This window comes from Sphingomonas sp. CFBP9019 (assembly GCF_034045155.1).
Taxonomy (GTDB): Bacteria; Pseudomonadota; Alphaproteobacteria; order Sphingomonadales; family Sphingomonadaceae; genus Sphingomonas; species Sphingomonas aerolata.
Map to the genome: position 1 here is coordinate 484,240 of NZ_JAXCWK010000004.1, position 24,674 is coordinate 508,913.

The 24,674-nt window shown below is 68.3% G+C and carries 23 protein-coding genes; 13 read left to right on the top strand and 10 right to left on the bottom strand.

All coding sequences use genetic code 11. The features are described 5' to 3' along the window. Positions 1-213: 213 nt before the first annotated feature. Positions 214-1,479 carry a NupC/NupG family nucleoside CNT transporter gene (locus SOM18_RS14025; protein WP_031440507.1) on the bottom strand — a complete coding sequence of 422 codons (1,266 nt, stop codon included), beginning with the start codon at positions 1,477-1,479 and terminating at the stop codon, positions 214-216. Positions 1,480-1,640: 161 nt separating this feature from the next. Here SOM18_RS14025 and SOM18_RS14030 point away from each other — a divergent pair, with 161 nt between their 5' ends. From SOM18_RS14030 to SOM18_RS14055, 6 genes are all read left to right on the top strand, one after another. After that, the gene (locus SOM18_RS14030; protein ID WP_031440508.1) at positions 1,641-2,285 is read left to right on the top strand and encodes a queuosine precursor transporter; all 645 of its coding nucleotides are present in this window, start codon (positions 1,641-1,643) and stop codon (positions 2,283-2,285) included. A 132-nt stretch (positions 2,286-2,417) separates the two neighbouring features. After that, complete coding sequence (gene argB, locus SOM18_RS14035) at positions 2,418-3,335, top strand: acetylglutamate kinase (RefSeq protein WP_031440509.1); 918 nt, start codon at positions 2,418-2,420, stop codon at positions 3,333-3,335. 179 nt (positions 3,336-3,514) lie between these two features. Further along, the gene (locus SOM18_RS14040; RefSeq protein ID WP_031395935.1) at positions 3,515-3,817 is read left to right on the top strand and encodes a YggT family protein; all 303 of its coding nucleotides are present in this window, start codon (positions 3,515-3,517) and stop codon (positions 3,815-3,817) included. Continuing rightward, a complete protein-coding gene (locus SOM18_RS14045) occupies positions 3,814-4,110 on the top strand; it encodes a DUF167 family protein (RefSeq protein WP_320481839.1) in 297 nt (98 codons plus the stop codon). Before SOM18_RS14040 ends, SOM18_RS14045 begins: the two co-directional genes overlap by 4 nt. A 10-nt stretch (positions 4,111-4,120) precedes the next feature. Continuing rightward, the gene (gene folD, locus SOM18_RS14050; protein WP_320481840.1) at positions 4,121-5,011 is read left to right on the top strand and encodes a bifunctional methylenetetrahydrofolate dehydrogenase/methenyltetrahydrofolate cyclohydrolase FolD; all 891 of its coding nucleotides are present in this window, start codon (positions 4,121-4,123) and stop codon (positions 5,009-5,011) included. Beyond that, on the top strand, positions 5,008-5,628 hold the full coding sequence (locus tag SOM18_RS14055; protein ID WP_031440980.1) for a MarC family protein: 621 nt from the start codon (positions 5,008-5,010) through the stop codon (positions 5,626-5,628). Before folD ends, SOM18_RS14055 begins: the two co-directional genes overlap by 4 nt. A gap of 250 nt (positions 5,629-5,878) precedes the next feature. On the opposite strand, the gene SOM18_RS14060 is transcribed toward SOM18_RS14055, so the two are convergent. Then, positions 5,879-7,669, bottom strand: coding sequence for an AcrB/AcrD/AcrF family protein (locus SOM18_RS14060; protein WP_320481841.1), 1,791 nt, complete (start codon positions 7,667-7,669; stop codon positions 5,879-5,881). A 112-nt stretch (positions 7,670-7,781) separates the two neighbouring features. On the opposite strand from SOM18_RS14060, the gene SOM18_RS14065 reads away from it, so the two are divergent. Together SOM18_RS14065 and SOM18_RS14070 are read left to right on the top strand one after the other, a co-directional pair. After that, on the top strand, positions 7,782-8,186 hold the full coding sequence (locus SOM18_RS14065; protein WP_320481842.1) for a GtrA family protein: 405 nt from the start codon (positions 7,782-7,784) through the stop codon (positions 8,184-8,186). Between the two features lie 16 nt (positions 8,187-8,202). Next, the gene (locus tag SOM18_RS14070) at positions 8,203-8,931 is read left to right on the top strand and encodes a class I SAM-dependent methyltransferase (protein ID WP_320481843.1); all 729 of its coding nucleotides are present in this window, start codon (positions 8,203-8,205) and stop codon (positions 8,929-8,931) included. Between the two features lie 38 nt (positions 8,932-8,969). Here the strand turns inward: SOM18_RS14070 and SOM18_RS14075 are convergent, their stop codons facing one another. The 4 genes from SOM18_RS14075 to SOM18_RS14090 form a co-directional block, all read right to left on the bottom strand. Next, positions 8,970-9,209 (bottom strand): hypothetical protein, encoded by a 240-nt coding sequence (locus SOM18_RS14075; RefSeq protein ID WP_152555544.1) that lies wholly within the window; start codon positions 9,207-9,209, stop codon positions 8,970-8,972. Between the two features lie 642 nt (positions 9,210-9,851). Beyond that, on the bottom strand, positions 9,852-10,844 hold the full coding sequence (locus tag SOM18_RS14080) for a glycosyltransferase family 2 protein (protein WP_031441714.1): 993 nt from the start codon (positions 10,842-10,844) through the stop codon (positions 9,852-9,854). 62 nt (positions 10,845-10,906) lie between these two features. Beyond that, on the bottom strand, positions 10,907-12,718 hold the full coding sequence (locus SOM18_RS14085) for a DUF885 domain-containing protein (RefSeq protein WP_320481844.1): 1,812 nt from the start codon (positions 12,716-12,718) through the stop codon (positions 10,907-10,909). A 507-nt stretch (positions 12,719-13,225) separates the two neighbouring features. Beyond that, a complete protein-coding gene (locus SOM18_RS14090) occupies positions 13,226-15,346 on the bottom strand; it encodes a RelA/SpoT family protein (RefSeq protein ID WP_031394869.1) in 2,121 nt (706 codons plus the stop codon). Positions 15,347-15,594: 248 nt separating this feature from the next. Between SOM18_RS14090 and SOM18_RS14095 the strand changes: the two genes are divergently transcribed. Beyond that, positions 15,595-15,996 (top strand): winged helix-turn-helix transcriptional regulator, encoded by a 402-nt coding sequence (locus SOM18_RS14095; protein ID WP_042467067.1) that lies wholly within the window; start codon positions 15,595-15,597, stop codon positions 15,994-15,996. A 4-nt stretch (positions 15,997-16,000) separates the two neighbouring features. Here the strand turns inward: SOM18_RS14095 and SOM18_RS14100 are convergent, their stop codons facing one another. Further along, positions 16,001-16,429, bottom strand: a complete 429-nt coding sequence (locus SOM18_RS14100; protein ID WP_031440658.1) for an acyl-CoA thioesterase — start codon at positions 16,427-16,429, stop codon at positions 16,001-16,003. 455 nt (positions 16,430-16,884) lie between these two features. Further along, positions 16,885-18,093 (bottom strand): LL-diaminopimelate aminotransferase, encoded by a 1,209-nt coding sequence (locus SOM18_RS14105; protein WP_031440657.1) that lies wholly within the window; start codon positions 18,091-18,093, stop codon positions 16,885-16,887. Positions 18,094-18,371: 278 nt separating this feature from the next. Here SOM18_RS14105 and SOM18_RS14110 point away from each other — a divergent pair, with 278 nt between their 5' ends. From SOM18_RS14110 to clpS, 3 genes are all read left to right on the top strand, one after another. Next, on the top strand, positions 18,372-20,129 hold the full coding sequence (locus tag SOM18_RS14110; protein ID WP_320481845.1) for a PHA/PHB synthase family protein: 1,758 nt from the start codon (positions 18,372-18,374) through the stop codon (positions 20,127-20,129). Between the two features lie 133 nt (positions 20,130-20,262). Beyond that, a complete protein-coding gene (gene phaP, locus SOM18_RS14115; RefSeq protein ID WP_320481846.1) occupies positions 20,263-21,171 on the top strand; it encodes a TIGR01841 family phasin in 909 nt (302 codons plus the stop codon). Positions 21,172-21,407: 236 nt separating this feature from the next. Continuing rightward, positions 21,408-21,794, top strand: coding sequence for an ATP-dependent Clp protease adapter ClpS (gene clpS / locus SOM18_RS14120; RefSeq protein ID WP_081874265.1), 387 nt, complete (start codon positions 21,408-21,410; stop codon positions 21,792-21,794). A gap of 55 nt (positions 21,795-21,849) precedes the next feature. Here the strand turns inward: clpS and SOM18_RS14125 are convergent, their stop codons facing one another. After that, positions 21,850-22,638 carry a Crp/Fnr family transcriptional regulator gene (locus tag SOM18_RS14125; protein ID WP_081874263.1) on the bottom strand — a complete coding sequence of 263 codons (789 nt, stop codon included), beginning with the start codon at positions 22,636-22,638 and terminating at the stop codon, positions 21,850-21,852. 121 nt (positions 22,639-22,759) lie between these two features. Between SOM18_RS14125 and murA the strand changes: the two genes are divergently transcribed. Further along, positions 22,760-24,043 carry a UDP-N-acetylglucosamine 1-carboxyvinyltransferase gene (gene murA / locus SOM18_RS14130; RefSeq protein ID WP_031440515.1) on the top strand — a complete coding sequence of 428 codons (1,284 nt, stop codon included), beginning with the start codon at positions 22,760-22,762 and terminating at the stop codon, positions 24,041-24,043. 54 nt (positions 24,044-24,097) lie between these two features. Here murA and SOM18_RS14135 read toward each other — a convergent pair whose 3' ends face one another. Then, entirely contained in the window at positions 24,098-24,616 is a 519-nt protein-coding gene (locus tag SOM18_RS14135) for a phosphoribosyltransferase (protein WP_031440516.1), read from the bottom strand. Between the last annotated feature and the right edge of the window lie 58 nt (positions 24,617-24,674).

Sequence of the window (24,674 nt, forward strand, 5' to 3'; positions counted from 1 at the left end):
CTCACCCTCCCACGCTTTGCGTGGGCCCCTCCCTCTCCCCCGAGGGGAGAGGGGTTTTGGGGTCCCTCTCCCCTTGGGGGAGAGGGAAGGAGGAGCCTTTAGGCGACGGGAGGGTGAGGGGTGGTTGGGATGACGGCCTCGAGCCTCTCGTGCCCTCACCCTCCCACGCTTCGCGTGGGCCCCTCCCTCTCCCCCGGGGGGAGAGGGGTTTGTTCAGCTGATCAGGAGGCCGGCTAGGGCGGCGGACATGAGGTTGGCCAGGCTGCCGGCGGCGAGGGCGCGGAGGCCGAGTTTGGCGATCATGGGGCGCTGGTTGGGGGCGAGGCTGCCGGTCACCGCCATCTGGATCGCGATCGACGAGAAATTGGCGAAGCCGCACAAGGAGAAGGTGATCACCGCGATCGTCCGCGGGCTGAGCCCGGGTTGGGTGCCGAGCGAGATATAGGCGACGAATTCGTTCAGCACGATCTTCTGCCCGAACAGCCCGCCGGCGATCCCCGCCTCGCTCCACGGCACGTTCAGCAGGAACATGATCGGCGCGAAGACATAGCCGAGCAGACCCTGGAAGCTGAGCCCCGGCAGCCCGATCATGTTGCCGAGCCCGCCGAGCAGGCCGTTGGCGAGCGCGACCAGCGCGACGAAGGCGAGCACCATCGCGCCGACCGCGACCGCGAGGCGGACGCCGGTCTGCGCGCCCTGGGCGGCGGCCATGATCAGATTGGCGGGCTTTTCCTCGTCATGCGTCGCCTGCGGCATGGGCTCGCCCGCGGACGATTCGCCGGGCAGGTCGCCGAGCGCGAGCTCGCCCTCGGGCGGCGTGACGCGGTCGGGCATGATGATCTTCGCCATCAGGATCCCGCCGGGCGCGGCCATGAAGCTGGCGGCGAGCAGATAGTCGATGCGGATCCCCATCGAGGCATAGGCCGCGAGGATCGTCCCCGCGACGCCCGCCATCCCGCTGGTCATCACGGTGAAGAGCTGCGCCGGGGTGAGGCCGGCGAGATAGGGGCGGATGACGAGCGGCGATTCGCTCTGGCCGACGAAGATGTTGGCCGCCGCGCAGAGCGATTCGACCTTCGACACGCCGATCACCTTCTCGATGCCGCCGCCGACCCAGCGCACCACGAACTGCATGATGCCGAGATAATAGAGGATCGAGACGAGGCTGGCGAAGAAGATGATGACGGGGAGCGCGGCGATCGCGAAGCTCTGGCCGCCGATCTCGGGGGTCGCCATCTTGCCGAACAGGAATTCGGTGCCCTTTTGCGAATAGCCGAGCAGGTTGGCGACGCCGCCCGACATGCTGCCGAGCACGACCTTGCCGAAGCTCGAATAGAGCACGAGGATCGCGATGCCCGCCTGGAGCGCGAAGGCGGCGCCGACGATCCGCAGCCGGATCGCGCGGCGGTCGCTCGACAGCAGCACCGCGATGCCGAGGATGACGGCGATGCCTGCAAGGCCGATGATCAGTCTTTCCATGGACGCCCTGCGTTTTGGTACGGTGACACACGCGGCCCCCCGGCTGCGCAAGCGGCCGACATGACACGGGTACGCCGTGCTCGCCAGTCATTTGACGCCTGCACGCTTTCAGAAGGGCTAGGCATTTGACGGCGCGCGGCATTTCGCTAGCGTCCGGCGCGATGACCACAGACCTTCCCGCGTTCCCGCGTTCGCTCTTCATTTTCTCTGTCCTCTATGGCGGCATGGTGTGCATCGCCGGCGTGCTGGGGGTGAAACAGGTCGCGCTCGGGCCGCTCGCGGTCGAGGCGGGGATCTTCGCGTTCCTGCTGCTGGTGGTGATCAGCAGCGCGATTTCGGAGCTGCACGGGCAGAAGACCGCGACGTTCCTCGTGCGGCTGGGGTTCATCCCCCTGCTGGTGTCGGCGGCGCTGATCCAGCTGGTGCTCGCGCTGCCGCATGATCCGGGGATGTACCCGCCCGCGGTCGACGCGTTTCCGGTCGTCGTCGGGCAGGGCGCACGGATGATGATGGCGGGGCTGATCTCCTACGGGATCTCGCAGACGCTCAACGTGCTGATCTTCGCGCGGCTGGCGGGGCCGGTCGGCGGCGAGGGCAGGCTGGTGTGGCTGCGCGGGATGATCGCGAGCATCGTGTCGCAGGTGATCGACACGGTGTTGTTCATCACCATCTCGTTCCTCGGTGCGCGGCCGATCGTCGAGCTGATGGCGGGGCAGATGCTGACCAAGGTGGTGTTGTCGGTGGTGCTGGTGCCGTTTGCGATCACCTTCTTCGTGCGGCTGGGGCGGCGGCTGGACCGGGTTTGACCGGGCCGGCCACCTGATGTGTCCCCGCGAAGGCGGGGACCCAGACTGGGCTCCCGCCTTCGCGGGAGAACAGGGAGGCAGGCGGGCCCCCGGCGGCTTTCACTCCCTCCCTCAACTGGCTAAGGGGGCGGGATGACCGATCATACGCCCGATCCCGCCCTGCTCGCCAAGGCCGAGACGCTGACCGAGGCGCTGCCCTATCTGCAGCGTTATGCCGGCAAGACCTTCGTCGTGAAATATGGCGGGCACGCGATGGGCGATCCCGAGCTGCAGCGCGATTTCGCCGAGGACATGGTGCTGTTGAAGGCGGTCGGGATCAACCCGGTCGTGGTGCATGGCGGCGGGCCGCAGATCGGCTCGATGCTGAAGCGGCTGGGGGTCGAATCGCGGTTCGTCGACGGGCTGCGCGTGACCGACAAGGAGACCGCGCAGATCGCCGAAATGGTGCTGGCGGGATCGATCAACAAGGAAATCGTCGGCTGGATCGGCCAGGCGGGCGGCCGCGCGGTCGGGATTTCGGGGAAGGACGCCGGCCTCGTCCTCGCGCAGAAGGTCGGGCACGGGCGCGAGCCCGACAAGCTGCAGGGGATCGAGCGGCATGTCGACCTGGGGTTCGTCGGCGAGCCGATCGCGGTCGACCGGACGATCCTCGACACGCTGATCGCCGCGGACATCATCCCGGTGATCGCGCCGATCGGGATCGGTGCGGACGGGCATACCTACAACATCAACGCCGACACGATGGCGGGCGCGATCGCCGCCGCGATGGGCGCGGCGCGGTTCTTCCTGCTGACCGACGTGGTCGGCGTGCTCGACAAGCAGGGCGAATTGCTGACCGATCTGGATCCGGCGAAGATCGCCGAGCTGCGCGCCGACGGGACGATCACCGGGGGGATGATCCCCAAGCTCGAGACCTGCGTCGCGGCGGTCGGATCGGGCGTCGACGCGGCGGTGATCATCGACGGGCGCGTGCCGCATGCGATGCTGCTGGAGATTTTCACGCGGCAGGGGGCCGGGACGCTGGTGAGTGCGCGGGGTGGGGCGCGGTAGGGGTTTTTCTGCCGTCATCCCGGGCTTGACCTGGGATCCAGGGTCACGGGCCGTGGTGCTGCTTGGCTCTGGGTCCTGACTTTCGTCAGGATGACGGAAGGGGGTTGTTTGGAGGCGGCGGGGTTCTCGTTGTCGGTCCGCTGCCTTATATAAGGCATACACCAGCGGAGACCCTTGCCTTGCTCGCCCTTCTTCAGATCGTCCAGTTGCTGCTCAACCTCGTCTGGTGGGTCATCATGATCCAGGCGGTGATGTCGTGGCTCATCGCGTTCAACATCATCAACACGCAGAGCAATGTCGTCCGGTCGGTATGGGAGGCGCTGCAGCGGATCACCGAGCCGCTCTATCGGCCGATCCGGCGGATCCTGCCCGATTTCGGCACGCTCGACCTGTCGCCGCTCGTCGTGCTGCTGATCCTGTACATCCTGACCAACATCGTCGTGCCGAACATCGCACAGAGCCTGCTCGCCCCCGGTCTGTGAGCGAGCCGGCCGCCTGGCGTGCGGTGGACGGCGGTCTGGCGATCGCGGTCCGCGTGACGCCGCGCGGCGGGCGGGATGCGCTGGCGGCGGGGACGCCGGAGCATCTGGCCGCAAGGCTCGCAGCGGCGCCGGTCGATGGCGCCGCGAATGCCGCGCTGATCGCGCTGGTCGCCAAGAGCTTCGGCGTGCCGAAACGCGCGGTCACTATCGTCGCGGGCGAGACCGCGTGGCTGAAACGGCTGCATGTCGCGGGCGACACGCCTGCGCTGGCGGAAATCGCCGCCGCGCTTTAGGACGGCGGGCATGAGTGCGACCATCATCGACGGCAAGGCCTTCGCCGCCGGCCTCCGGGCCCGTATCGCCACCGGCGTCACCGCCTTTGCCGCAGCGGCGGGCCGCGCGCCCGGGCTCGCGGTCGTACTGGTCGGCGAGGACCCCGCGTCCACCGTCTATGTCCGGTCGAAGGGCAAGGCGACGCGCGAGGCGGGGATGGTGAGCGTCGAGCACCGGCTGCCCGCCGATGTCGGGGCCGAGGCGCTGCTCGCGCTGGTCGCCGATCTCAATGCCGATCCGACGATCGACGGGATCCTCGTTCAGCTGCCGCTGCCCAAGCATATCGACGAGCAGGCGGTGATCGCGGCGATCGATCCCGACAAGGATGTCGACGGATTCCACCCGATCAATGCGGGGCGGCTCGCGACGGGTTCGGCGGGGTTCGTGCCGTGCACGCCGCTCGGCTGCGTGATGGTGCTCAAAAGTGTCGTGCCGAACCTGAGCGGGATGGAGGCGGTGGTCGTCGGCCGGTCGAACATCGTCGGCAAGCCGATGGCGCAATTGCTGTTGCGCGAGAGCTGCACGGTGACCGTGGTGCACAGCCGGACGCGCGACGTGCGCGCGCATGTCGGCGCCGCGGACATCGTCGTCGCCGCGGTCGGGATCCCCGAGATGATCAAGGGCGACTGGCTGAAGCCCGGCGCGACCGTGATCGACGTCGGCATCAACCGCACCGAGGCCGGGCTGGTCGGCGATGTCGATTTCGCGAGCGCGGTCGGGGTCGCGGGCGCGATCACGCCGGTGCCGGGCGGCGTCGGGCCGATGACGATCGCGTGCCTGTTGCGCAATACTCTGGTGTCCGCCGGGCGACGCGAAGGCGTGGCGATCGACGAGGCGGCGCTCGACCGGGCCGGCGCATGATCGAGCTTTATATCTCGTCGCTGATCACCTTCTTCGTGGTGATCGATCCGCCGGGCTGCGCGCCGATCTATGCCGGGCTGTCGGCGAGCGCGTCGGCGGCGCAGAAGCGCGCGATGGCGTTCCGCGCGGTCGGCGTGTCGGCGGCGATCCTGTTCGTGTTCGCACTGTTCGGCGAGGCGTTGCTCAAAGGATTGGGGATCAGCCTGGCGAGCTTCCGGATCGCGGGCGGGATCATGCTGTTCCTGATCGCGCTCGAGATGGTGTTCGAGAAGCGCACCGAACGCCGCGAGGACCGCGCCGCCAAGGTCGCGAGCGATCCCGAAGCCGACGACGTGTCGATCTTCCCGATGGCGATGCCGATGATCGCGGGGCCGGGTTCGATCGCGTCGGTGATGCTGCTGATGAGCCGCAACAGCGGGATCGAGCGCTCGGCAGTGGTGCTGGCGGCGATGGTGACGATCCTGTTGCTGACGCTGGTCGCGCTGCTCGCGGCGGGGCCGATCATGCGGATCCTGGGCGCGAAGATCGAGGCGGTGATCACGCGGCTGCTCGGCGTGCTGCTGGCGGCGCTGGCGGTGCAGTTCGTGCTGGATGGGTTGTCGGTGGTGTTGCGGTAGGTTGGGGTCGGCGTGCGCGGTGCGTCGATTGCCGTCATCCTGACGAAAGTCAGGATGACGGGGGGAGGTAAGGTGACGGTGTGCCCACCCCTGCCACGTCATCCCCGCGGAGGCGGGGATCCATAGTCTATGCGCTCGCCTATGACTCGCAGCGGTTGCCAGTCTGGATCCCCGCCTTCGCGGGGATGACGGTTGGGGGGCGGGATGACGGTGCGCGTGTGCGGTGCGTTGGTGCGTGGGAGCCTGGGCTTCAGTCGACCTTGAAGAGTCGCAGCGGGGAGTTGCGGGGCAGGGGGAGCGGGGTCAGCCAGGTGGGGACCTGGTTCTTCGCCATCTGCGCGTAGAAGCCGTTGGGGCTGCGGGCCTTGTAGTTGGTCGATTCGGCGGCGTTGGGGCAGAGCAGCAACAGGGTCGCGCCGTGGCGTTTGATGATCGCGTGGGCTTCGTCGGGGGTGCGGGCGAAGGCGTGCTGGACGTCGAGGATCGCGGCGCCGTTGCGGTGATAGGGGCCGGCGATCGCGTTGTGGTGCGTGATCGTGATCAGCCGCGGGCCCATGTCGACGAAGGTGAAGATCGTCTGCGCGGGGTATTTGTTGAGCGCGAGCAGCACGGTGGTGCGCAGGCAGTTGCCGGTCGCCATGTTGACACGCTTTTCATAGCCCTTGGGCTTGCCCACGGGGACGTATTTCAGCGCGATGCCGACGAAGAAGCCCGAGACGATCACCAGCGCGCCCGCGGTGCCGAGCACGCGCACCAGCATCGAGCGGTGGCCGAGCAGCCGGGGGACGATCACCCAGGCGAGCGCGACGCCACCGGGGACCGCGAGCATCTGCGCCGCGGGACCCGCGCGGACCTGCCACAACAGCATCAGCACCGCGAAGGTGGTGAACAGCGCGACCGCGACCCAGCCGATCGCGCTCGGGCGGCGGCGTGCGCGCCATGCGGCGAACAGCGCGCCGAGCAGGCCGATCACCGGCAGCGTCGCGATCGCGACGCCGGTGCGCCAGCTGTGCTTGTAGATCGGTTTCGCCTCGCGGACATTGTTCAGCCAGTTGCGCTGAAGCTCGGGCGAGACGCCCTCGGGCCGGGCGAGGCATTGCGGGAACATCAGCGCGAAGCCGATCACGATCGCTGCGCCCGCCGCGACCGCGAGCGCGAGCCGCACCCCGCGCGATGCAGGGCCGAAGCGCGCGAGCAGGAAGAGGAGCATCCCGGCGGCGATCATCACGCTGAGCCAGACGGGCGTCAGCGCGTCGCAGCGCATCGCCTGGTTCGCGTTCGAGGCGAAGAGTGCGAAACCGAGCGTGCTGCCGCCGCCCAGGGTCAGCGCATAGACCGCGAGCCGCGGCGCCTCGGCGCGGTCCCAGACCCAGCGCAGTGCGATGATCGCGCCCGCCATCGCGGCATAGGGGAGGAGTTCGAGCCCGATCGAGAGCGACACCGCGCTCGCGATCCCGACGAGCGCGCCGCCACGTCGCGCGCGCGGGTCGCAGAGCCCGGCGAGCGTGAGGCTGAGCATCGCGAGCTGCCAGCCGTGATGGTCGATGCGTTCGGGCATGTACATCAGCATCGTCGCGGTCGCGCCGACGAGGAACAGGATCGCGAGCGGCCAGGCGAGCGGGTGGATCAGCCGCCGCACCGTCGCGCCGATGCCGAGCATCGCGATCGACAGCGGCAGCAACGGCGCGATCCCGCAGGCGAGCCGTTCGGCCCAGCTGTTGCTGGTGAACAGGCGGAAGAAGAGGATGAGGCCGGCGATCGGCAGGTCGACGATCCGGCTCCAGTGGATGTCGAAGCCCGCGGGCGGGTTCATCCGGTACTGGCGCAGATCATACCAGCCCTGGCCGTCGAGCCATGCGCGGACCTGCATCAGGCGCATATTGTCGTCGGTATCGCCGAGGGACAGCCAGCGGACCTGACCCCAGCGGTCGGCCAGCGACCAGGCGGCGACGCCGAGCCATGCCAGCAGCGTCAACGCGACCCAGTGGCGATCGAGCAGGTCGCGCCCCCGCTGCCATGGGGACTGGTGGGGCTGATCCAAAACGCTTTCCTCCTGACCGCGCGCGGACTAATGCGCGGGGCGTGACGTTGAGCGCCGCTGTATCGACGCGCGTGTAAAGAACAAGGCGGGCATGCAGGCGATCAGGCGACAGATGGACCAGATGCGGGCGAGCGGCGTGCTCGGCCAGCTCTTCCGCTTCGGGATTGCGGGCGGGCTGTCGAGCGTGATCTATTCGCTCGTCTATCTGCCGCTGACCAGGTTCGTGTTTCCGCCCGAGCAGGCGGTCGCGGCGGTACCCTTCGCCTTTGCGGTGGCGGTGACCGCGGGCTATTTCCTGCACAGCCGGTGGAGCTTCAAGGGGCATGCCGCCGAGCCGGGCGGGGCCAAGCACGTCAAGTTCGTGCTGGTGCAGGGGACGGGGCTCGCGCTCAACGCGCTGATCACCTGGATCGGGACCGCGTTCCTCCATCTGCATCCCTGGGTGCCGCTGGTCCCCGCGGTGTTCCTTGCCGCGATCGTGACGTTCGTGCTCAACCGTTTCTGGGTATTCTCTTGATTATGGCCGATTGCTGATGGATCGCATCGTTTACGACCGGATGGCCGCGCATGATTCCACGCATTGGTGGTACCGCGCGCGCCGCGACATCCTGGCGGATTATCTGACGCGCTATGGCGGCTTGCCGGCGGATGCGAAGATCCTCGAGATCGGCTGCGGGACGGGGCACAACCTGCCGATGCTGGCGGGGTTCGGCGAGATCGACGCGATCGAGATCGACCCGGCGGCGCGCGAGATCGCGAGCGCGCGGCTCGGCAAGCCGGTCGGGGCGGCGCCGCTCCCCGAGCTGCCGGGGGTGCCGCGCGGGCATTACGACCTGATCGCGGTGCTCGATGTGGTCGAGCATATCGCGGACGACGTCGCGGCGCTGAAGGCGATGGCGCAGTGCCTCGCGCCCGGCGGCAAGATCCTGATCGCGGTGCCGGCGCACCAGTGGCTGTGGAGCGCGCACGACACGGTCAACCATCACCATCGGCGCTATTCGAAGGCGACGCTGAAGACGGCGATCGCGGCGGCGGGGCTGAAGCCCGACAAGCTCGGCTATTTCAATTCACTGCTGTTCCCGCTGGCGGCGGCGGCGCGGATCGCCGGGCGGCTGTCGGGTCGCGACGACAGTGATGACTCGCCGCCCGCCAAGCCGATCAACGCGCTGTTCGAGCGGATCTTCCGGCTAGAGCGGCATCTGGTCGGGCGCGTGCCGATGACGCCGGGGGTTTCGATCGTGACGCTGGCGGTGCCTGGGTAGGGATTGGGGGGGGCGTGACACTGTGTCTGCGCTCTCCGTCACTCTTGCTGGTCGGGTGATTGCCGATATTTGTCCGGGATCGGACGGACGAACGCCGCCAGGACGCACCCGACGATCAGCGCGCCGAGCTTCACCAGGTCGAAAGAGTCGCCCTTTTGCACGGTCTCGATCAGGCCGGTCAGGGCGAGCCAGCCGATCGCGAACGACAGAAATGGCGTCATGGCCATACGCAGCCGCGGGGGCAGCCTGTTCGCCAACCGTGCTGTTACCGTCGCCATTCAGATCTCCTCTGCGTAAAGACATGTCACGATGGTCTTCTGTCCGCAATCTGGCCAGGCGCCGCCCCATGTTCGTTCGCCCTGAGCGCAGTCGGAGGGTGGGTGCCGGGGGGTGGTGCTTCGACTTCGCTCAGCACGAACGGGGGTTTGGGGCGGTGCTGCGGTTGGGTGTGGTTCGCCCGTGACGTCTCGCCAATTCCTCCCCGGCGGAGGCCGGGGTCCAGTTGGGGGACGGTGCTGACGGGCGTTGCGCTTCGTTACTCTGGCTTTCCCACCTGGGCCGCGGCCTTCGCCGGGGTGGGGGCTCAGGTGTAGGGTGCGTGTCTGGCGGTGCTTCGACTTCGCTCAGCACGAACGGGGGGTGGGGGCGGTGGTGCGGTTGGGTGGGTTTCGCCCGTGACGTCTCTCCAATTCCTCCCCGGCGGAGGCCGGGGTCCAGTTGGGGGACGGTGCTGACGGGCGCTGCGCATCGTTACTCTGGCCTTCCCATCTGGGCCCCGGCCTTCGCCGGGGTGGGGGCTCAGGTGAAGGGTGCTGCGTGGTGCTTCGGCTTCGCTCAGCACGAACGGGGACTTTGCGAGCCAGTGCTTGCGGGGTGGGGCCCCACCCCAACCCCTCCCCTGAAGGGGAGGGGCTTTTTGGTTACGTGAGGGGGGTTTCTGTGGGTTCGGCGCGGAAGCCCAGCGTGGCCTTGCCCTGGATGGGGCCGGCGATGTCGGCGACGATGTAGAGGGGGCGGCGTTTGGATTCCACGTACAGCCGGCCGAGATATTCGCCGATCATGCCGAGCACGAACATCTGCACCGCGCCCAAAAACACCGTCACCAGCATCGTCGAGGTCCAGCCCTGCACCGCGCTGCCCGAGAGCCAGCCGATCGCGATGTAGACGAACAGCAGCAGCGAGACGCCGGTGAGTGCGAGGCCGGCATGGCTGGCGAAGCGCAACGGGGCGGTCGAGAAGCCGGTGACCGCGTCGAAGGCGAGGCGCATCATCTTGGCGAGCGGATAGTTGGTCTCGCCCGCATGCCGCTCGGCGCGGTCATAGGCAAAGGGGACCTGGCGGAAACCGATCCAGGCGACCATGCCGCGGATGAAGCGCGCCTGTTCGGGGAGGCTGAGGAACGCGTCGAGCGCGCGCCTGCTCATCAGCCGGAAATCGCCGGTATCGACCGGGATCGGCGTGTCGGTCATCTTGGTCAGCAGCCGGTAGAAGGCGGCGGCGGTGGCCTTCTTGAACACGGTCTCGCCCGCGCGCTGGCGGCGGACCGCGTAGACGACGTCGGCCTGCTGCTCGGCCATCGCGGCGCGCATCTGGGGGAGGAGCTCGGGCGGATCCTGGAGATCGGCGTCGATGATCAGGATCTGCTCGCCCGCGCACAGATCGAGTCCGGCGGTGAGCGCGAGCTGATGCCCGTGGTTGCGCGACAGGTTGATCGCGACGAGCCGGGGATCGGCGGCGGCGAGACGCTGCATCACCGACCAGCTGTCGTCGCGCGAGCCGTCGTTGATGAGGACGATCTCGTAATCCTCGCCGACCGCGCTCTGCGCCGCGCCCGATATGCGCGCGTGGAGGAGGTCGAGGCAGGCGGCCTCGTTGTAGCAGGGGACGACGATGGAGAGCGCGGGACGGTGCATCCCCGCTCTCTAGCCGCCCCGTTGCGCGGCGTCATCGTTTGTTCTTGGGGGAGGATTAGGCGTCAGGCCCTGGCCAGCGCGGTGGCGCGGGCTTCGACGAGGCGTTCGAGGATCGTGAGGGGGACGGCGCCGTCGCGCAGCACTTCGTGGAACTGCTTCACGTCGAACTTGTCGCCCAAAATTCTCTTCGCGGTGTCGCGGGCGCGGAGCCAGCTGATGTGGCCGAGTTTGTAGCTGCAGGCCTGGCCCGGCATCGTGCAGTAACGTTCGATCTCGCGCTGCGAGCGGGGGCGGGCGAAGCCGACGGTGTCGACGAAATAGTCGGTCGCCTGTTCGCGCGTCCAGCGCTTGGCGTGGAGGCCGGTGTCGGCGACGAGGCGCGCGGCGCGGAAGAGGAAGGACTGGAGATAGCCCGCGCGTTCGATCGGGCCGGCATAGCCGCCAAGCTCGTCGGCGAGCTGTTCGGCGTAGAGCGCCCAGCCCTCGACATAGGCGCCGAAGAACGAGAATTTGCGCAGCAGCGGCGTGTCGAGCCCGGCGACGAGGCTGAGCTGGAGATGATGCCCCGGCACGCCCTCGTGATAGGTGAGCGAGGGGAGCGTGTATTTCGGCCAGTCGGCGACGCTTTTCAGGTTGATGAAGTAGATGGCCGGGCGCGACCCGTCGAGCGCGGCGAGCCGGTAATAGCCGTTCGAGGCGCCGTCCTGGATATCGGTCGGGACCGCGCGGATCTGCAGCGGGGCGGACGGCGGGTTTATGAACGCCTGGGGGAGCTTGGCCTGCATCGCGGCGAGCCCGGTGTTGAGCCCGGCGATGAGGTCGGTGCGGCCGGCGGGCGTGTCGGGATAGAGCTGTGCCGGGGTGGCGTTGAAGGCGGCGAGGCGTGCGCCGATGCTGCCCTTGGTCAGGCCTTGCGCCTTGAGGATGGTGTCGAGTTCGGCGCCGATCTGCGCGACCTGGTCGAGGCCGAGCTTGTGGACCTCGTCGGGGGTGAAGTTGGTGGTGGTCGCCTGGGCGAGCGCGGCGGCGTAGATCGCGTCGCCGCCGGGGACCGCCCAGAGCCCGGCCTCGGCGCGGGCCGTGGTCCGGAGCTGCTTGACCAGCGCGATCTGGCGGTCGAGCGCGGGATAGACCTTGTCCGTCACGAGCGCGGTGGCGCGGCGGTCCCAGTCGCCGGTCAGCCCGGCGGCCTTGCTGCGCGTCGCGACCGAGGTGACGAGGCCGCTTTGCGCGGGCGCGGGGGCGCGCAGCGCCGCCATCTGGCCGAGCGCGAGGTCGAGCGAGAAGCCGGGGGCGACGAGGCCGCGTTTCGCGCGCTCGGCCTGCGTCGCGGTGTCGCCGTCGAGCGCGGTCGCGAACGCGTCGAGGCGTGCGCAATAGGCGTCCGCGTCGGCGGCGGTCTTGATGACGTGCGCGCTGTCGAGGAAGTCGGGGACGTCGAAATAGGCGCCGTCCTGCTGGCTGATGACATAGGGGTTGGTGGGGGAGCCGAGCCCGAACCGCTCGGCGGCGGTGCGCTGCTGGTTTTGCGAATAGAGCACGACCTCGCGGTTGAGGCGGCCGGCGTCGGAGAGCGTGGCGGGGGCAACGGCCTCGATCTGCGCGATCGTGCGGGTGGTGCGCGCCAGGTTCGCCCTGACCGCGCCGGGGGTGTAATCGCCGAGCCGGCTTTTCAGCGCGGCGTTCGCGCCCTTGTCGAGCCCGAGCTGGGTGGCGAATTCGGGGGCGTATTTGAGGTTCGCGTCGAAGATCGAGGTGAGCAGCGCGTCGAGCTTCGCGTCGCCGGGGGTGGCGCCGGCGGCGAGGGCTGCGCGCGGGACGAGGGCGAGCGTGGCGAGCATGCTCGCGGACGAGAGGAAGGCGCGACGGTTCATGTGATGGGTCCCCCGGGGTGTTGCGGGGGATAGTAGCCGGGGATTTTTGCGGGGCAAGCGCGGGGGGGAGGGCTGGTCCCCCGCTCCGTCATCCCCGCGGAGGCGGGGATCCATAGGCTATGCGTTTGGTGATGGATCGCGGGCGGTCGCCAGTCTGGATCCCCGCCTTCGCGGGGATGACGGGGGAGGGGTGGCTCTCCCCTTTCGTCATCCTGGGCTCGACCCAGGATCCAGGGTTACGGGCGTCGCGCTGCTTGGCTCTGGATCCTGACTTTCGTCGGGATGACGGTGGGGTGGGGGGCACGTTCGCGCGCTTCGTCAGCGGGGGCGGGGCGGGGGCGTTTCCGCCCGCTCCGTCATCCCCGCGGAGGCGGGGATCCATAGTCTATGCGGTTGGTGATGAATCGCCAGCGGTCGCCAGTCTGGATCCCCGCTTCCGCGGGGATGACGGCGAGGGGGTCGGGGACTGGGGTGAGGACGGCGCGGGCGGCGCTGGGCCGCGTTCCCCTAAACGCGTTCGACGGTGTTGACGGCGTCGGCGGCGCGGAGGCCGGCCATGAGGCGCATGAGTTGCTGGATGTCGTGGACCTCGACGTCGATCTCGTTGGTGTGGAAGCTGGTGTCGCGCGTGTCGAGGCGGAGGTTGATGATGTTGGCCATGTGCGTGCCGATGATCGACGCGACCACGCCGAGCGAGCCGGGCTCGTTCTTGACCATCACCGAGATGCGCGCGACCGCGCCTTCGGTCTTTTCGCCCCAGGCGACGTCGACCCAGTCGGTCTCGTTCTCGGTCCGCTCGGCGAGTTCGGCGAGCACGCGGCAGTCGATCGCATGGACCTCGATCCCCGCATCGGGGCGGCGCAGGCCGACGATGCGGTCGCCCGGCACCGGGTGGCAGCAGGTCGCGAGGTCATAGGCGACGCCCGGCGTCAGCCCCTTGATCGAGATCGCGCTCGACTGCGGCGCGACCGCATGGCCGAGATCGGCGCCGGTGGAGCCCGGCATCAGCGCCTCCATCACCTGTTCGTCGGACACGGTGCGGCGCGCGATCGCGACCATCAGCGCGCCTTCGTCGGCGAATTTGAGCCGCTTGAGCGCGGGTTCGGTCGCGTCGGGGCCGATCGGCGCGGGGAGGCGCGAGGCGATGTCGTCGAACAGCGTGCGGCCGAGCGCCTCCTGCTCGACGCGTTCCTTGTGGCGCAGATGGCGGCGGATCGCGGCGAGCGCCTTGCCGGTGGTCGCGACGTTGAGCCAGTGCGGTTGCGGCGACTGGCCCTTCGACCGCAGGATCTGCACCTGGTTGCCGTTTTCGATCACGGTCGAGAGCGGCACGACGCGGCCGTCGATCTTCGCGCCGACCGCCTGGTCGCCGAGATCGGTATGGACCGCATAGGCGAAGTCGATCGGCGTCGCGCCCTTGGGCAGCTGGATCAGCTCGCCCTTGGGGGTGAAGGCGAAGATGCGGTCGGCGTACATCGCCATCCGCGTGTGTTCGAGCAGCTCCTCGGGGCTTTCGGCGGTGTCGAGGATCTCGACCAGGTCGCGGATCCAGCTGACCTGATGCTCGCCGCCGCCGATCGTCTGGCCGCCGCTCTTCTGCTTGTACGCCCAGTGCGCGGCGAGGCCGAATTCGGCCTGGGCGTGCATCGCCTCGGTCCGGATCTGGATCTCGATACGCGCATTGTCGGCATGGATCACGCTGGTGTGGAGCGAGCGATAGCCGTTGCGCTTGGGCGTCGAGATGTAATCCTTGAACCGGCCGGGCACCATCGGCCAGCGCTGGTGGATGATGCCGAGCGCGGCGTAGCAGTCCGCCTCGGTCGGGACGATCGCGCGGAACGCCATCACGTCGGACAATTGTTCGAAATTGATGTGCCGTTCGGACATCTTGCGGAAGATCGAATAGGGATGCTTCTCGCGCCCCGCGACCTCCGCCTCGATGCCCGCGCGCGACAGCACGAGTTTGAGCCCCGAGGCGATCTTGGCGATGCGGTTGCCGTCGCCGTCCTTCAGCTGCTCCAGCCGGCGGTTGATCGATTCGGAGGCTTCGGGTTCGATCTGTTCGAAGGCGAGCGTCTGCATCTCGCGCATGAACTCGTACATGCCGATCCGCTCGGCGAGCGGCGCGTAGATGTCCATCGTCTCCTTGGCGATGCGACGGCGCTTCTCGGGTTTGGCGATGTGATGCAGCGTGCGCATGTTGTGCAGCCGGTCGGCGAGTTTCACCAGCAGCACGCGGATGTCGTCGGACATGGCGAGCAGGAACTTGCGCAGGTTTTCCGCGGCGCGCTCGTTCTCGGTCTGCGCCTCGATCTTGCTGAGCTTGGTGACGCCGTCGACGAGCCGCGCGACCGACGGGCCGAACAGGCGCGTGATCTCCTCGGGCGTGGCGACGGTATCCTCGATCGTGTCGTGGAGGATCGCGGTGGCGATCGTCTCGTCATCGAGATGCAGGTCGGTGAGGATGCCCGCCACCTCGATCGGATGGCTGAAATAGGGATCGCCGCTCGCACGCTTCTGCGACCCGTGCGCCTGCATCGAAAACACATAGGCGCGGTTCAGCAGGGCCTCGTCGGCATCGGGATCGTAATCGAGGACTCGATCGACGAGTTCATATTGGCGCAACACCCGACATAGATGGGGCCGCAGCGTGTTGCTTTGCAACCAAAAGCGTCCGGTCACCGTGATAGACGCACTCGATGAGCGCATCGCGCGGCGGAATGCTATAGGCTAGACCGGGGTCGGGGGGAGCCGGGACGATGGGGATTTCGGGGGGAATTTCGCGGGGAATATCGCGAGGGATTTCGCGGGGGATTTCGCGGGGGATTTTGCGCGAGCCGCTGCGCGAATGCAGCCTGCCGGCGGCGCTCGAGGCGATGGGGGAGCGCTGGTCGTTCCTGATCCTGCGCGCGGCGTTCAACGGGCTGCATCATTTCGAGGAATTCCAGGCCGAGCTCGGCATCGCCCGCAACATCCTGGCGAACCGGCTCGCGCGGCTGGTCGAGCACGGGATCCTCGCGCGGCGGCCGCTGCCCGAGGATCGCCGCAAGATCGCCTATGGCCTGACCGAAAAGGGCTTTGCGCTGCTGCCGACGATGATCGCGCTGCGGCAATGGGGCGAGCGGTGGGAGACGCGGATCCCGGCCTTCCCGATCCTGGTCGATGCGCGGGACCGGCAGCCGATCGAACAGGTCGCGGTGCGCGCGCATGACGGCCGCGTGCTGGGCCGGGGCGAGCTGATCTGGGCGCTGCCGGGGGAGATCGGCGCGACGGACTGAGCGGTCAGGCGGGGGTGGCGAGCCGCGCGATATGGTCGCGGATCGCGGGCGGCAGGGGTGCGGGGCGGCCGGTCGCGAGATCGACATGGACGCTGACCATCATGATCACGGTGTGGAGCGCGCCGGTTTCGGCATGCGTCAGCTCGATCCGCTTGGTGAGGCTCGACGTGCCGACCCGCTCGATCCGGACATGCGCCGCGATCGTGTCGCCGAGGCGGAAGGGCGCGAGATAGTCGATCTCGGTGCGGCGGACGTTGAATTCGGTGTCGTCCCAGCCGGGCACCGCGGCGGCGATCCCGCTCCAGTCCCAGAAGTCGGTGATCGCGACATCGGCATATTCGAGATAGCGCGAGTTGAAGACGATCTTCTGCCCGTCGATCTCGGCGTAGCGGACGCGCAGGGTGGTGGAGAAGGCGAAGCCGGGGCGGGTCATGGCTTTGGGGGATGGCGGTGGCGGGGGGTGGCGTCAACCTTTCGGGGGGAGCGGCTCTTCGCGCCGTTATGGCGGGCTTGATCCGGGACTCAGCGCCGCGGGGGTGGTGCTGCTTGGCTCTGGGTCCTGACTTTCGTCAGGATGACGGGTGGGGTGGGGGCATGTTTGTCCGAACCGTCAGCAGGGCGGGCGGGGGTATGGCCACCCGCTTCGTCATCCCCGCGGAGGCGGGGATCCATAGTCTATGCGGGTGCCGCTGGACCGCGGGCGTCCGCCAGTCTGGATCCCCGCCTGCGCGGGGATGACGGTTTGGGGAGGGGGTGCGGCTCTCCACGCCGTCATCCCGGGCTTGATCCAGGATCCAGAGCCGCGGGCGGGGCGCTGCTTGGCTCTGGGTCCTGACGTTCGTCAGGATGACGGCTGGGGGCGGCGGGTCAGCCGGCGCCCTGGGCGGGTCAGCCGGCGCCCTGGGCCGGGGTGTTGACGCCCATGCTCTGGAGGTAGCGCTTCACGTTGCGCGCGGCCTGGCGGAGGCGTTGTTCGTTTTCGACCATCGCGATGCGGACATAGCCCTCGCCATTCTCGCCATAGCCGACGCCGGGTGCGACCGCGACGTGGGCGTGGGTGAGGAGCTGCTTGGTGAATTCGAGGCTGCCGAGATGCGCGAGCGCGGGCGGCAAGGGGGCCCAGGCGAACATCGAGGCGCGCGGCGAGGGGATGTCCCAGCCGGCGCGGCCGAAGCTTTCGACCAGCACGTCGCGGCGCTTGTGATAGAGCTCGCGGTTGCGCGCGACGATGTCCTGCGGGCCGTTCAAGGCGGCGCAGGCGGCGGCCTGGATCGGGGTGAAGGCGCCGTAATCGAGATAGCTCTTCACCCGGCTCATCGCCGCGATCAGCGTCTTGTTGCCGACCGCGAAGCCGATCCGCCAGCCCGCCATCGAATAGGTCTTGCTGAGCGAGGTGAACTCGATCGCGATGTCCTTGGCGCCCTTGACCTGGAGGATCGAGGGGGTCGGATTGCCGTCGTAGTAGAGCTCGGAATAGGCGAGGTCGGAGATGATCCAGACCTTGTTCTCCTTCGCCCAGGCGACGAGCCGTTCGTAGAAGGCGAGGTCGACCGCCTCCGCGGTCGGGTTGGACGGATAGTTGACGACGAGGATCGACGGGCGTGGCACGGTGAACGCCATCGCGCGCTCGAGGCTCTCGAAATAGGCGTCGTCGGGGGTGGTCGGCACCGCGCGGATCGTCGCGCCGGCGATGATGAAGCCGAAGGTGTGGATCGGATAGGACGGGTTGGGTGCGAGCACGACGTCGCCGGGCGCGGTGATCGCGGTGGCGAGGCTGGCGAGCCCTTCCTTCGAGCCCATCGTCACGACGACCTCGGTCTCGGGATCGACATCGACGCCGAAGCGGCGGCCATAGTAATTGGCCTGCGCCTTGCGGAGGCCGGGAATGCCGCGCGACTGCGAATAGCCGTGCGCGCCGGGCTTGCTGGCGACCTCGACGAGCTTGGCGATGACGTGCTCGGGCGGCGGCAGGTCGGGATTGCCCATGCCGAGATCGATGATGTCCTCGCCGCCCGCCCGCGCCGCCGCCCGCATCGCGTTCACTTCGGCGATGACATAGGGTGGCAGGCGTTTGATGCGGTAGAAATCGTCGGACATGATCGGCCCCGAGCTGGAGGAAGGGGTGCTGTACCGTATGCCGCGGGGGGCGTCATCCACCGCGTTTCGGTTCTGGCGGGAAAGGTGGGGGCTTTCGGGCCGGGTCACGCAAGCGTCGTCATCCTGGACTTGATCCAGGATCCAGGGTGGCGGGGGTGTACGCTGTTTGGCTCTGGGTCCTGACTTTCGTCAGGATGACGGAAGGGGGCGGGAGGGGTGCTGGGTGCTTTCGCCGGGTGGGGGAGTGGGTTAGGCTTGGACAAAAGGAGAGGTTGCCCATGTCCGAGACGCCGGGGATTGCCGCACCGACGCTGGCCGAGCTGCAGCACTGGACCTGGGTGATGGGGCGCGCGCAGCAGATGATGATGGCGCAGGGGCTCGATGCGATCACCGCGCCGCTCGATGCGGCGGTGCCGGAGGCGATGGTGGTGCCGGGGTTCAACGATCCGGCGACGCTGTCGCGGGTGCGCGATTTCTGGCGCGACGGGTTTGCGCTGTGGCAGCAGATGCTGGTGCCCGCGGGGGGCGGCGCGGCGCCCCCGCCCGAGCCCGGGCCTGCGACCGACAAGAGGTTCAAGGCGGCGCAGTGGCGCGAGCCGGTGTTCGACCTGATCCGGCAGAGTTACCAGACGATCGGCGACCAGATGCTGCGCAGCGTCGACGCGGTCGAGGGGCTGGAGCCGCGGCAGAAGGAGCAGCTGCGCTTTGCGACGCGCGGCTTCGTCGATGCGATGAGCCCGACCAACTTCGCGCTGACCAACCCCGAGGTGATCGAGAAGACGATCGAGACGCGCGGCGCCAACCTGTTGCAGGGCCTGCAGAACATGATGGCGGACATCGGCCGCGGGCAGCTCAGCCACACCGCGCAGGGCAGTTTCGAGCTGGGCCGCAACCTTGCGATGACGCCGGGCAAGGTCGTGCTGCGCACGCCGCTCTACGAGCTGATCCACTATGCGCCGACCACCGAGCGCGTGCAGGCGACGCCGCTGGTGATCTTTCCGCCGTGGATCAACCGCTTCTACATCCTCGACCTGAACCCCGAGAAGAGCTTCATCCGCTGGGCGGTCGAGCAGGGCTTGAGCGTCTTCATGGTGTCGTGGAAGTCCGCGGATGCGAGCATGAAGGACGTGATCTGGGACGATTATGTCGCCGCGCAGATCGAGGCGATCGAGACGGTGCGCGGCCTGCTCGAGGTGCCCGCGGTGCATACGATCGGCTATTGCGTGGCGGGGACGACGCTGGCCGCGACGCTGGCGGTGCTGAGCGCGCGAGGGCAGGCGGACCGCGTCGCGAGCGCGACCTTCTTCACGGCGCAGGTCGATTTCGCGGATGCGGGCGAGCTCGCGCATTTCATCGACGATGAGCAGATCGCGCTGCTCGGCACGCTGTCGCCCGAGGGGTTTCTCGACGGGCGCTACATGGCGGCGACGTTCAACCTGCTGCGCGGGCGCGACCTGATCTGGAATTACGTCACCAACAACTATCTGCTCGGCAAAGATTATGTGCCGTTCGACCTGCTCCACTGGAATGGCGACACGACCAACCTGCCGGCGAAATGGCACAGGGCCTATCTGACTGACCTGTACCGCGACAATCTTTTGGTCGAGCCGGGGGCGATGGTGGTGGACGGCACGCCGGTCGACCTCGGCCGCGTGACGACGCCCGCCTATGTCCAGGCGGGGCGCGAGGATCATATCGCGCCGGCGGCGAGCGTGTGGAAGCTGACGACCGCGTTGTCGGGGCCGGTCCGCTTCGTGCTGGCGGGGTCGGGGCATATCGCGGGCGTGGTCAACCCGCCCGCCGCGGGGAAATATCAATATTGGACGCTGGATCCGGCCAGCACCGACGCGCCGTCGAGCCTCGATGCGTTCGTCGCCGCGGCGGTCGAGACCAAGGGGAGCTGGTGGCCCGACTGGGTCGCGTGGCTGCGCGGGATGGGGGACGAAACGGTCGCCGTCGATGGGGCGCGGATCCCCGGCGAAGGGGCGCTGCCCGCGCTTGGCGAGTCGCCGGGAGACTATGTGCGGATGCGGTGAGCGCAGGCCGCGTCCAGCGCCCGTTAACCAACACGTTGAATCGGGGAATATATTGCACTGCACAATGACGATTGTCGGGGCGTTGCAACTGTGATATATTGCGACGCAACACGATAAGGCGGGGGCAGATGTGATGCGGGGGTCTGGTTCGAAGTCGGGCGATCGCGGGACGGTCAAATCCGTCGCGCCGGCGCGAGCCAAGCGAGTCGCCAAGCCCGTCGCGTTGCCCCCGGCCGAGATGGTCGCGGCGGTTGAGACGGCCCCGGTCACGGAGCCTACCCCGATTGTCGAGCCTGCTCCGGCAACCGTGCAAGCCCTCGAAATCGCACCGCCCGAGACCGCGCCCGTCGCGCCTCCCGAGACTGTGCCCGAGATGGCTGTCGCCGCGGTCGAGGGGGCGGCGGGGATCGCTGCGGCGGACATCGCCGCGCAGCCCGTGAGCCTTGACGAGCCGCAGCCCGCCGCGTCCGACGACGCGCAGCCTGTGAGCACCGACGAGGTGCCGCCCGCCGTGACCGGCGTCGCGGTGCCGCTTGCAACACCCGTTTCGACACCAGCAGACATCGTCGTTCCCGTCGGAGCGGCGCGTACAGGAAAGGATGGCATGATGAATTTCGACACCGGCACGATCGAAAAGACCCAGGCAATGTTCGCCGACCTCTCGACCCGCGCGAAGGGCGCGATGGAGAAGAGCGCGGCCGCGTTCGAGGACGCCAATGCGTTCGCCAAGGGCAATATCGAGGCGATCGTCGAATCGTCGAAGATCGCCGCCAAGGGCGCCGAGACGCTGGGGCATGAGGTTTCGGCCTATGCCAAGGCATCGTTCGAGGGCGCGACCGAGGCGATGAAGACGCTCGCCGCGGCCAAGTCGCCGACCGAGTTCATGAAGCTGCAGGGCGATTACATGCGCACCGCGTTCGACACGCTGATCGCGGACAGCGCGCGTTCGACCGAGATGATGATGAAGATGGCGGGCGAGATCACGCAGCCTTTGTCCAACCGGGTCGCACTGGCGACCGAGAAGCTGAAGATCGCCAACTGAGCCGTGACGGGGTCGGCGCCACGCGCGCCGTCTCCGGCCGGATGCGAGACGGGAGGGGCGGGCAGGGGATCCCTTGCCTGCCCCTTTTGCGTGGCGCTTGTGACTGGCCCTTTTGCCGGGCCCTTTTGCCGGGCCTCATAGGTTGCCCTTTTAGCGGGCGGGGCTTGCTCTTCGACCATCAGGTGCCATATTTTCACGTCATGGCGCTGACACCGAAAATACTGGTTCCGATGACGATGACCGAGCGACGCTATAGCCGTGTTGAAGACGGGATCCGTGCCGAAGACGGGAATTCCGACGGCAACGGGGATTCCGGCGGCAACGACCGCGGGAATGTCGGCATCGCGACCAAGACGCGGTCGCGCACCAAGCAGCCGACGCCGTACCGCGTGCTGATGCTCAACGACGATTACACGCCGATGGAATTCGTCGTGCTGTGCCTGCAGCGCTTCTTCCGCATGGACATGGAGGCGGCGACGCGGGTGATGCTGCACGTCCACCAGAAGGGCGTCGGCGTGTGTGGGACGTTCAGTTACGAGGTTGCCGAGACCAAGGTCAGCCAGGTGATGGATTTCGCGCAGCAGAACCAGCACCCGCTGCAGTGCACGCTCGAAAAGGCCTGATCGCGCGGTTTTAAGGGGCGCGTCGGGCGCTAGGCCCCCCGCCGGGCCAGACCGTTCAGCGCGCGGGCGGGAGCCAGCGCAGGTCGAGACCGTCGAACCGGTTCACATAATTGGCGGCGCGCAGCAGCGCGGTCTCGTCGGTGAACGACACGCGGCCAGCGCCGCGCGCGATCAGCCCGTCCTCCTCGAGCTGGCGGAGCATGCGGTTGACATGGACCGCGGTCAGCCCGGTCGCGTCGCCGATCTCCTCCTGCGTGAGCGGCAGCGCGAAATCGGTGGTCGCGGCCTGTCCGGTCAGCCGGATGCGGTTGCGGATCTCGAGCAGCAGTGCGGCGACGCGGACCTTGGCGGAGGTGCGGCCGAGGGCGGCGAGCCGGTCGGTCAGCGCGACCTTTTCCATCTGGTTCATCACCATGATGACCGCGGCGAGCCGCGGATGTTCGGTCAGCAGCCCCGCCATCAGCGTCCGGTCGAACGGGCAGACGGTCAGGTCGGTCATCGCGACGATCGTCTCGGGCGAGTCGCGATAGACGAGAGCCGAGACCGCGAGCATGTCGCCGGGAAACAGGAAGCGCAGGATCTGGCGGCTGCCGTCGTCGAGCAGGACATAGCTCATCGCCATGCCGCGCTGGAGGATGAAGAGCTCGGCCATCGGGTCGTGCTCGCGCAGCAGGATCGTGCCGCGGCGCAGGTCGCGCGGGCGCTCCTCGAGGCGCGTCAGTGCCGTCGTCTCGCTCTCGGTCAAGGTGATGTAATCGCCGAGACGTTCGGCGAAGCAGCTGTGCGGCACTGTGATCGGCTCCCCGTCGTTGCTCCACAGAGCAAACCCCCCGATTTTACGCATTAAAGTCGATCAATAGGGCCGGTATGAGCCGCATTTGGTTGGCCGCCGCATGCACCTGCGGACGCAGGCCCGCCATGCGGCCGGGCTTGCGCGGATCGTGCGGGGCGATAGACAGCCGGGGATGGACCGTATTCTCATTCGCGGCGGCAACCGCCTGACCGGGCGCCTGCCCATTTCCGGCGCGAAGAACGCCGCGCTCACGCTGATGCCCTGCGCATTGCTGACCGAGGAGCCGCTGACGCTGCGCAATTTGCCGCGGCTGGCCGATGTCGACGGGTTCGGGCATCTGCTCAACCAGCTGGGCGCGTCGACCGCGATCCAGGGGACGCGGCCCGAGGATTTCGGGCGGGTGATGACGATCCGCGCGGGCAACCTGACCTCGACCGAGGCGCCCTACGACATCGTGCGGAAGATGCGTGCGTCGATCCTCGTGCTCGGGCCGCTGCTCGGGCGCGGCGGCGAGGCGACGGTGTCGCTGCCCGGCGGCTGCGCGATCGGCAACCGGCCGATCGACCTGCATCTGCGCGCGCTCGAGGCGATCGGCGCCGAGCTGGAGATGGCGGCGGGCTATGTGAAGGCGACCGCGCCCGGCGGACGGCTGACGGGGGGACGCTACCGCTTCCCGATCGTGTCGGTCGGCGCGACCGAGAATGTCGTGATGGCGGCGGTGCTCGCGCGCGGGACCAGCGTGATCGAGAATGCCGCGCGCGAACCCGAGATCGTCGACCTGTGCCGCTGCCTCGTCGCGATGGGCGCGTCGATTGACGGGATCGGCACCGAGACGCTGACGATCGAGGGCCGCGACCGGCTGCACGGCGCGACCTATGCGGTGATGCCCGACCGGATCGAGGCGGGCAGCTATGCCTGCGCCGCGGCGATCACCGGCGGCGACCTCGAGCTGACCGGCGTGACCGCGTCGGACATGGGCGCGACGCTCGACGCGCTGGTCGAGGCGGGGGTGAGCGTCACCCCGACCAAGGACGGCATCCGCGTCGCGTCGGACGGGCATCTCCAGCCGCTGACGCTGTCGACCGCGCCCTATCCGGGCTTCGCGACCGACATGCAGGCGCAGTTCATGGCGATGCTGTGCAAGGCGGACGGCGCGAGCGTGCTGACCGAGACGATCTTCGAGAACCGCTACATGCACGTGCCCGAGCTGGCGCGGATGGGCGCGGACATCCAGGTGCGCGGGCGCACCGCGGTGGTGCGCGGCGTCGACAAGCTGGTCGGCGCGCCGGTGATGGCGACCGACCTGCGCGCGTCGATGAGCCTGATCTTGGCGGGTCTGGCGGCGGATGGCGAGACGTCGGTCGGGCGGGTGTATCATCTCGACCGGGGGTATGAGCGGCTTGAGGAGAAGCTCAGCGCGGTTGGTGCGGATATTGAGCGGGCCAGCGACGGGTGAGGTTCTTTCCGCCGTCATCCTGAGGGACGTCAGGATGACGGGGTTGGGCGCGCGTTACGCGATGCGGTCGGGGACTTCGGCGGCGTCGTGTTCGATCGTGGTGGCGGGGGCGACGGCTTCCCAGGGGAAGACGAACCAGTCTTTGGTGTCGCGGCGGTCGATCGTGCGCGCGGTGTAGTCGATGCGTTCGGCGGAGCTGAGATTGTCGATCAAAGTCGCGAAGCGGATCGCGCCGGGCGTCGCACCCGCGGCGGCGAGCGCGGTGCGCAGATGGGTGATCGTGCGGCCGGAATCGTTGATGTCGTCGAGGAAGAGCAGGCGTTCGCCCGACTGGGTGCGTGCGGCGAGCTTGACGAGCGGCTGGTCGGCGAAATCCTCGACCTGGCTCGAATAGTCGACCGAGAGCGTCGGGAGGCCGATCGCGTGGCTGAGGAAGACCGCGGGGACGAGACCGCCGCGGCCGATGCCGATGATGAAATCGGGAGTCCAGTCGGCGTCCGCACGCAGCTGGGCGGCGAGGGTGTGGATCGCGGCGACGAAGTCGTCCTGCGGGATGGGGGTGAAGATCGGCATCCGTTGCGCTTTAACGGGTGGGGGGCGCTGGGGCCAGATCGGATCGGGTAGGGTGGGT

What these genes read in the sequence shown, in the direction of transcription:
- SOM18_RS14065 (WP_320481842.1), top strand. Translation starts at nt 7,782, where the DNA reads ATGGACCAGATGCGGGCGAGCGGCGTGCTCGGCCAGCTCTTCCGCTTC.
- phaP (WP_320481846.1), top strand. Translation starts at nt 20,263, where the DNA reads ATGCGGGGGTCTGGTTCGAAGTCGGGCGATCGCGGGACGGTCAAATCC.
- folD (WP_320481840.1), top strand. Translation starts at nt 4,121, where the DNA reads ATGAGTGCGACCATCATCGACGGCAAGGCCTTCGCCGCCGGCCTCCGG.
- murA (WP_031440515.1), top strand. Translation starts at nt 22,760, where the DNA reads ATGGACCGTATTCTCATTCGCGGCGGCAACCGCCTGACCGGGCGCCTG.
- argB (WP_031440509.1), top strand. Translation starts at nt 2,418, where the DNA reads ATGACCGATCATACGCCCGATCCCGCCCTGCTCGCCAAGGCCGAGACG.
- SOM18_RS14070 (WP_320481843.1), top strand. Translation starts at nt 8,203, where the DNA reads ATGGATCGCATCGTTTACGACCGGATGGCCGCGCATGATTCCACGCAT.
- clpS (WP_081874265.1), top strand. Translation starts at nt 21,408, where the DNA reads ATGACCGAGCGACGCTATAGCCGTGTTGAAGACGGGATCCGTGCCGAA.
- SOM18_RS14125 (WP_081874263.1), bottom strand. Translation starts at nt 22,638, where the DNA reads ATGCGTAAAATCGGGGGGTTTGCTCTGTGGAGCAACGACGGGGAGCCG.
- SOM18_RS14110 (WP_320481845.1), top strand. Translation starts at nt 18,372, where the DNA reads ATGTCCGAGACGCCGGGGATTGCCGCACCGACGCTGGCCGAGCTGCAG.
- SOM18_RS14095 (WP_042467067.1), top strand. Translation starts at nt 15,595, where the DNA reads ATGGGGGAGCGCTGGTCGTTCCTGATCCTGCGCGCGGCGTTCAACGGG.
- SOM18_RS14055 (WP_031440980.1), top strand. Translation starts at nt 5,008, where the DNA reads ATGATCGAGCTTTATATCTCGTCGCTGATCACCTTCTTCGTGGTGATC.
- SOM18_RS14100 (WP_031440658.1), bottom strand. Translation starts at nt 16,429, where the DNA reads ATGACCCGCCCCGGCTTCGCCTTCTCCACCACCCTGCGCGTCCGCTAC.
- SOM18_RS14075 (WP_152555544.1), bottom strand. Translation starts at nt 9,209, where the DNA reads ATGGCGACGGTAACAGCACGGTTGGCGAACAGGCTGCCCCCGCGGCTG.
- SOM18_RS14025 (WP_031440507.1), bottom strand. Translation starts at nt 1,479, where the DNA reads ATGGAAAGACTGATCATCGGCCTTGCAGGCATCGCCGTCATCCTCGGC.
- SOM18_RS14105 (WP_031440657.1), bottom strand. Translation starts at nt 18,093, where the DNA reads ATGTCCGACGATTTCTACCGCATCAAACGCCTGCCACCCTATGTCATC.
- SOM18_RS14085 (WP_320481844.1), bottom strand. Translation starts at nt 12,718, where the DNA reads ATGAACCGTCGCGCCTTCCTCTCGTCCGCGAGCATGCTCGCCACGCTC.
- SOM18_RS14080 (WP_031441714.1), bottom strand. Translation starts at nt 10,844, where the DNA reads ATGCACCGTCCCGCGCTCTCCATCGTCGTCCCCTGCTACAACGAGGCC.
- SOM18_RS14030 (WP_031440508.1), top strand. Translation starts at nt 1,641, where the DNA reads ATGACCACAGACCTTCCCGCGTTCCCGCGTTCGCTCTTCATTTTCTCT.
- SOM18_RS14135 (WP_031440516.1), bottom strand. Translation starts at nt 24,616, where the DNA reads ATGCCGATCTTCACCCCCATCCCGCAGGACGACTTCGTCGCCGCGATC.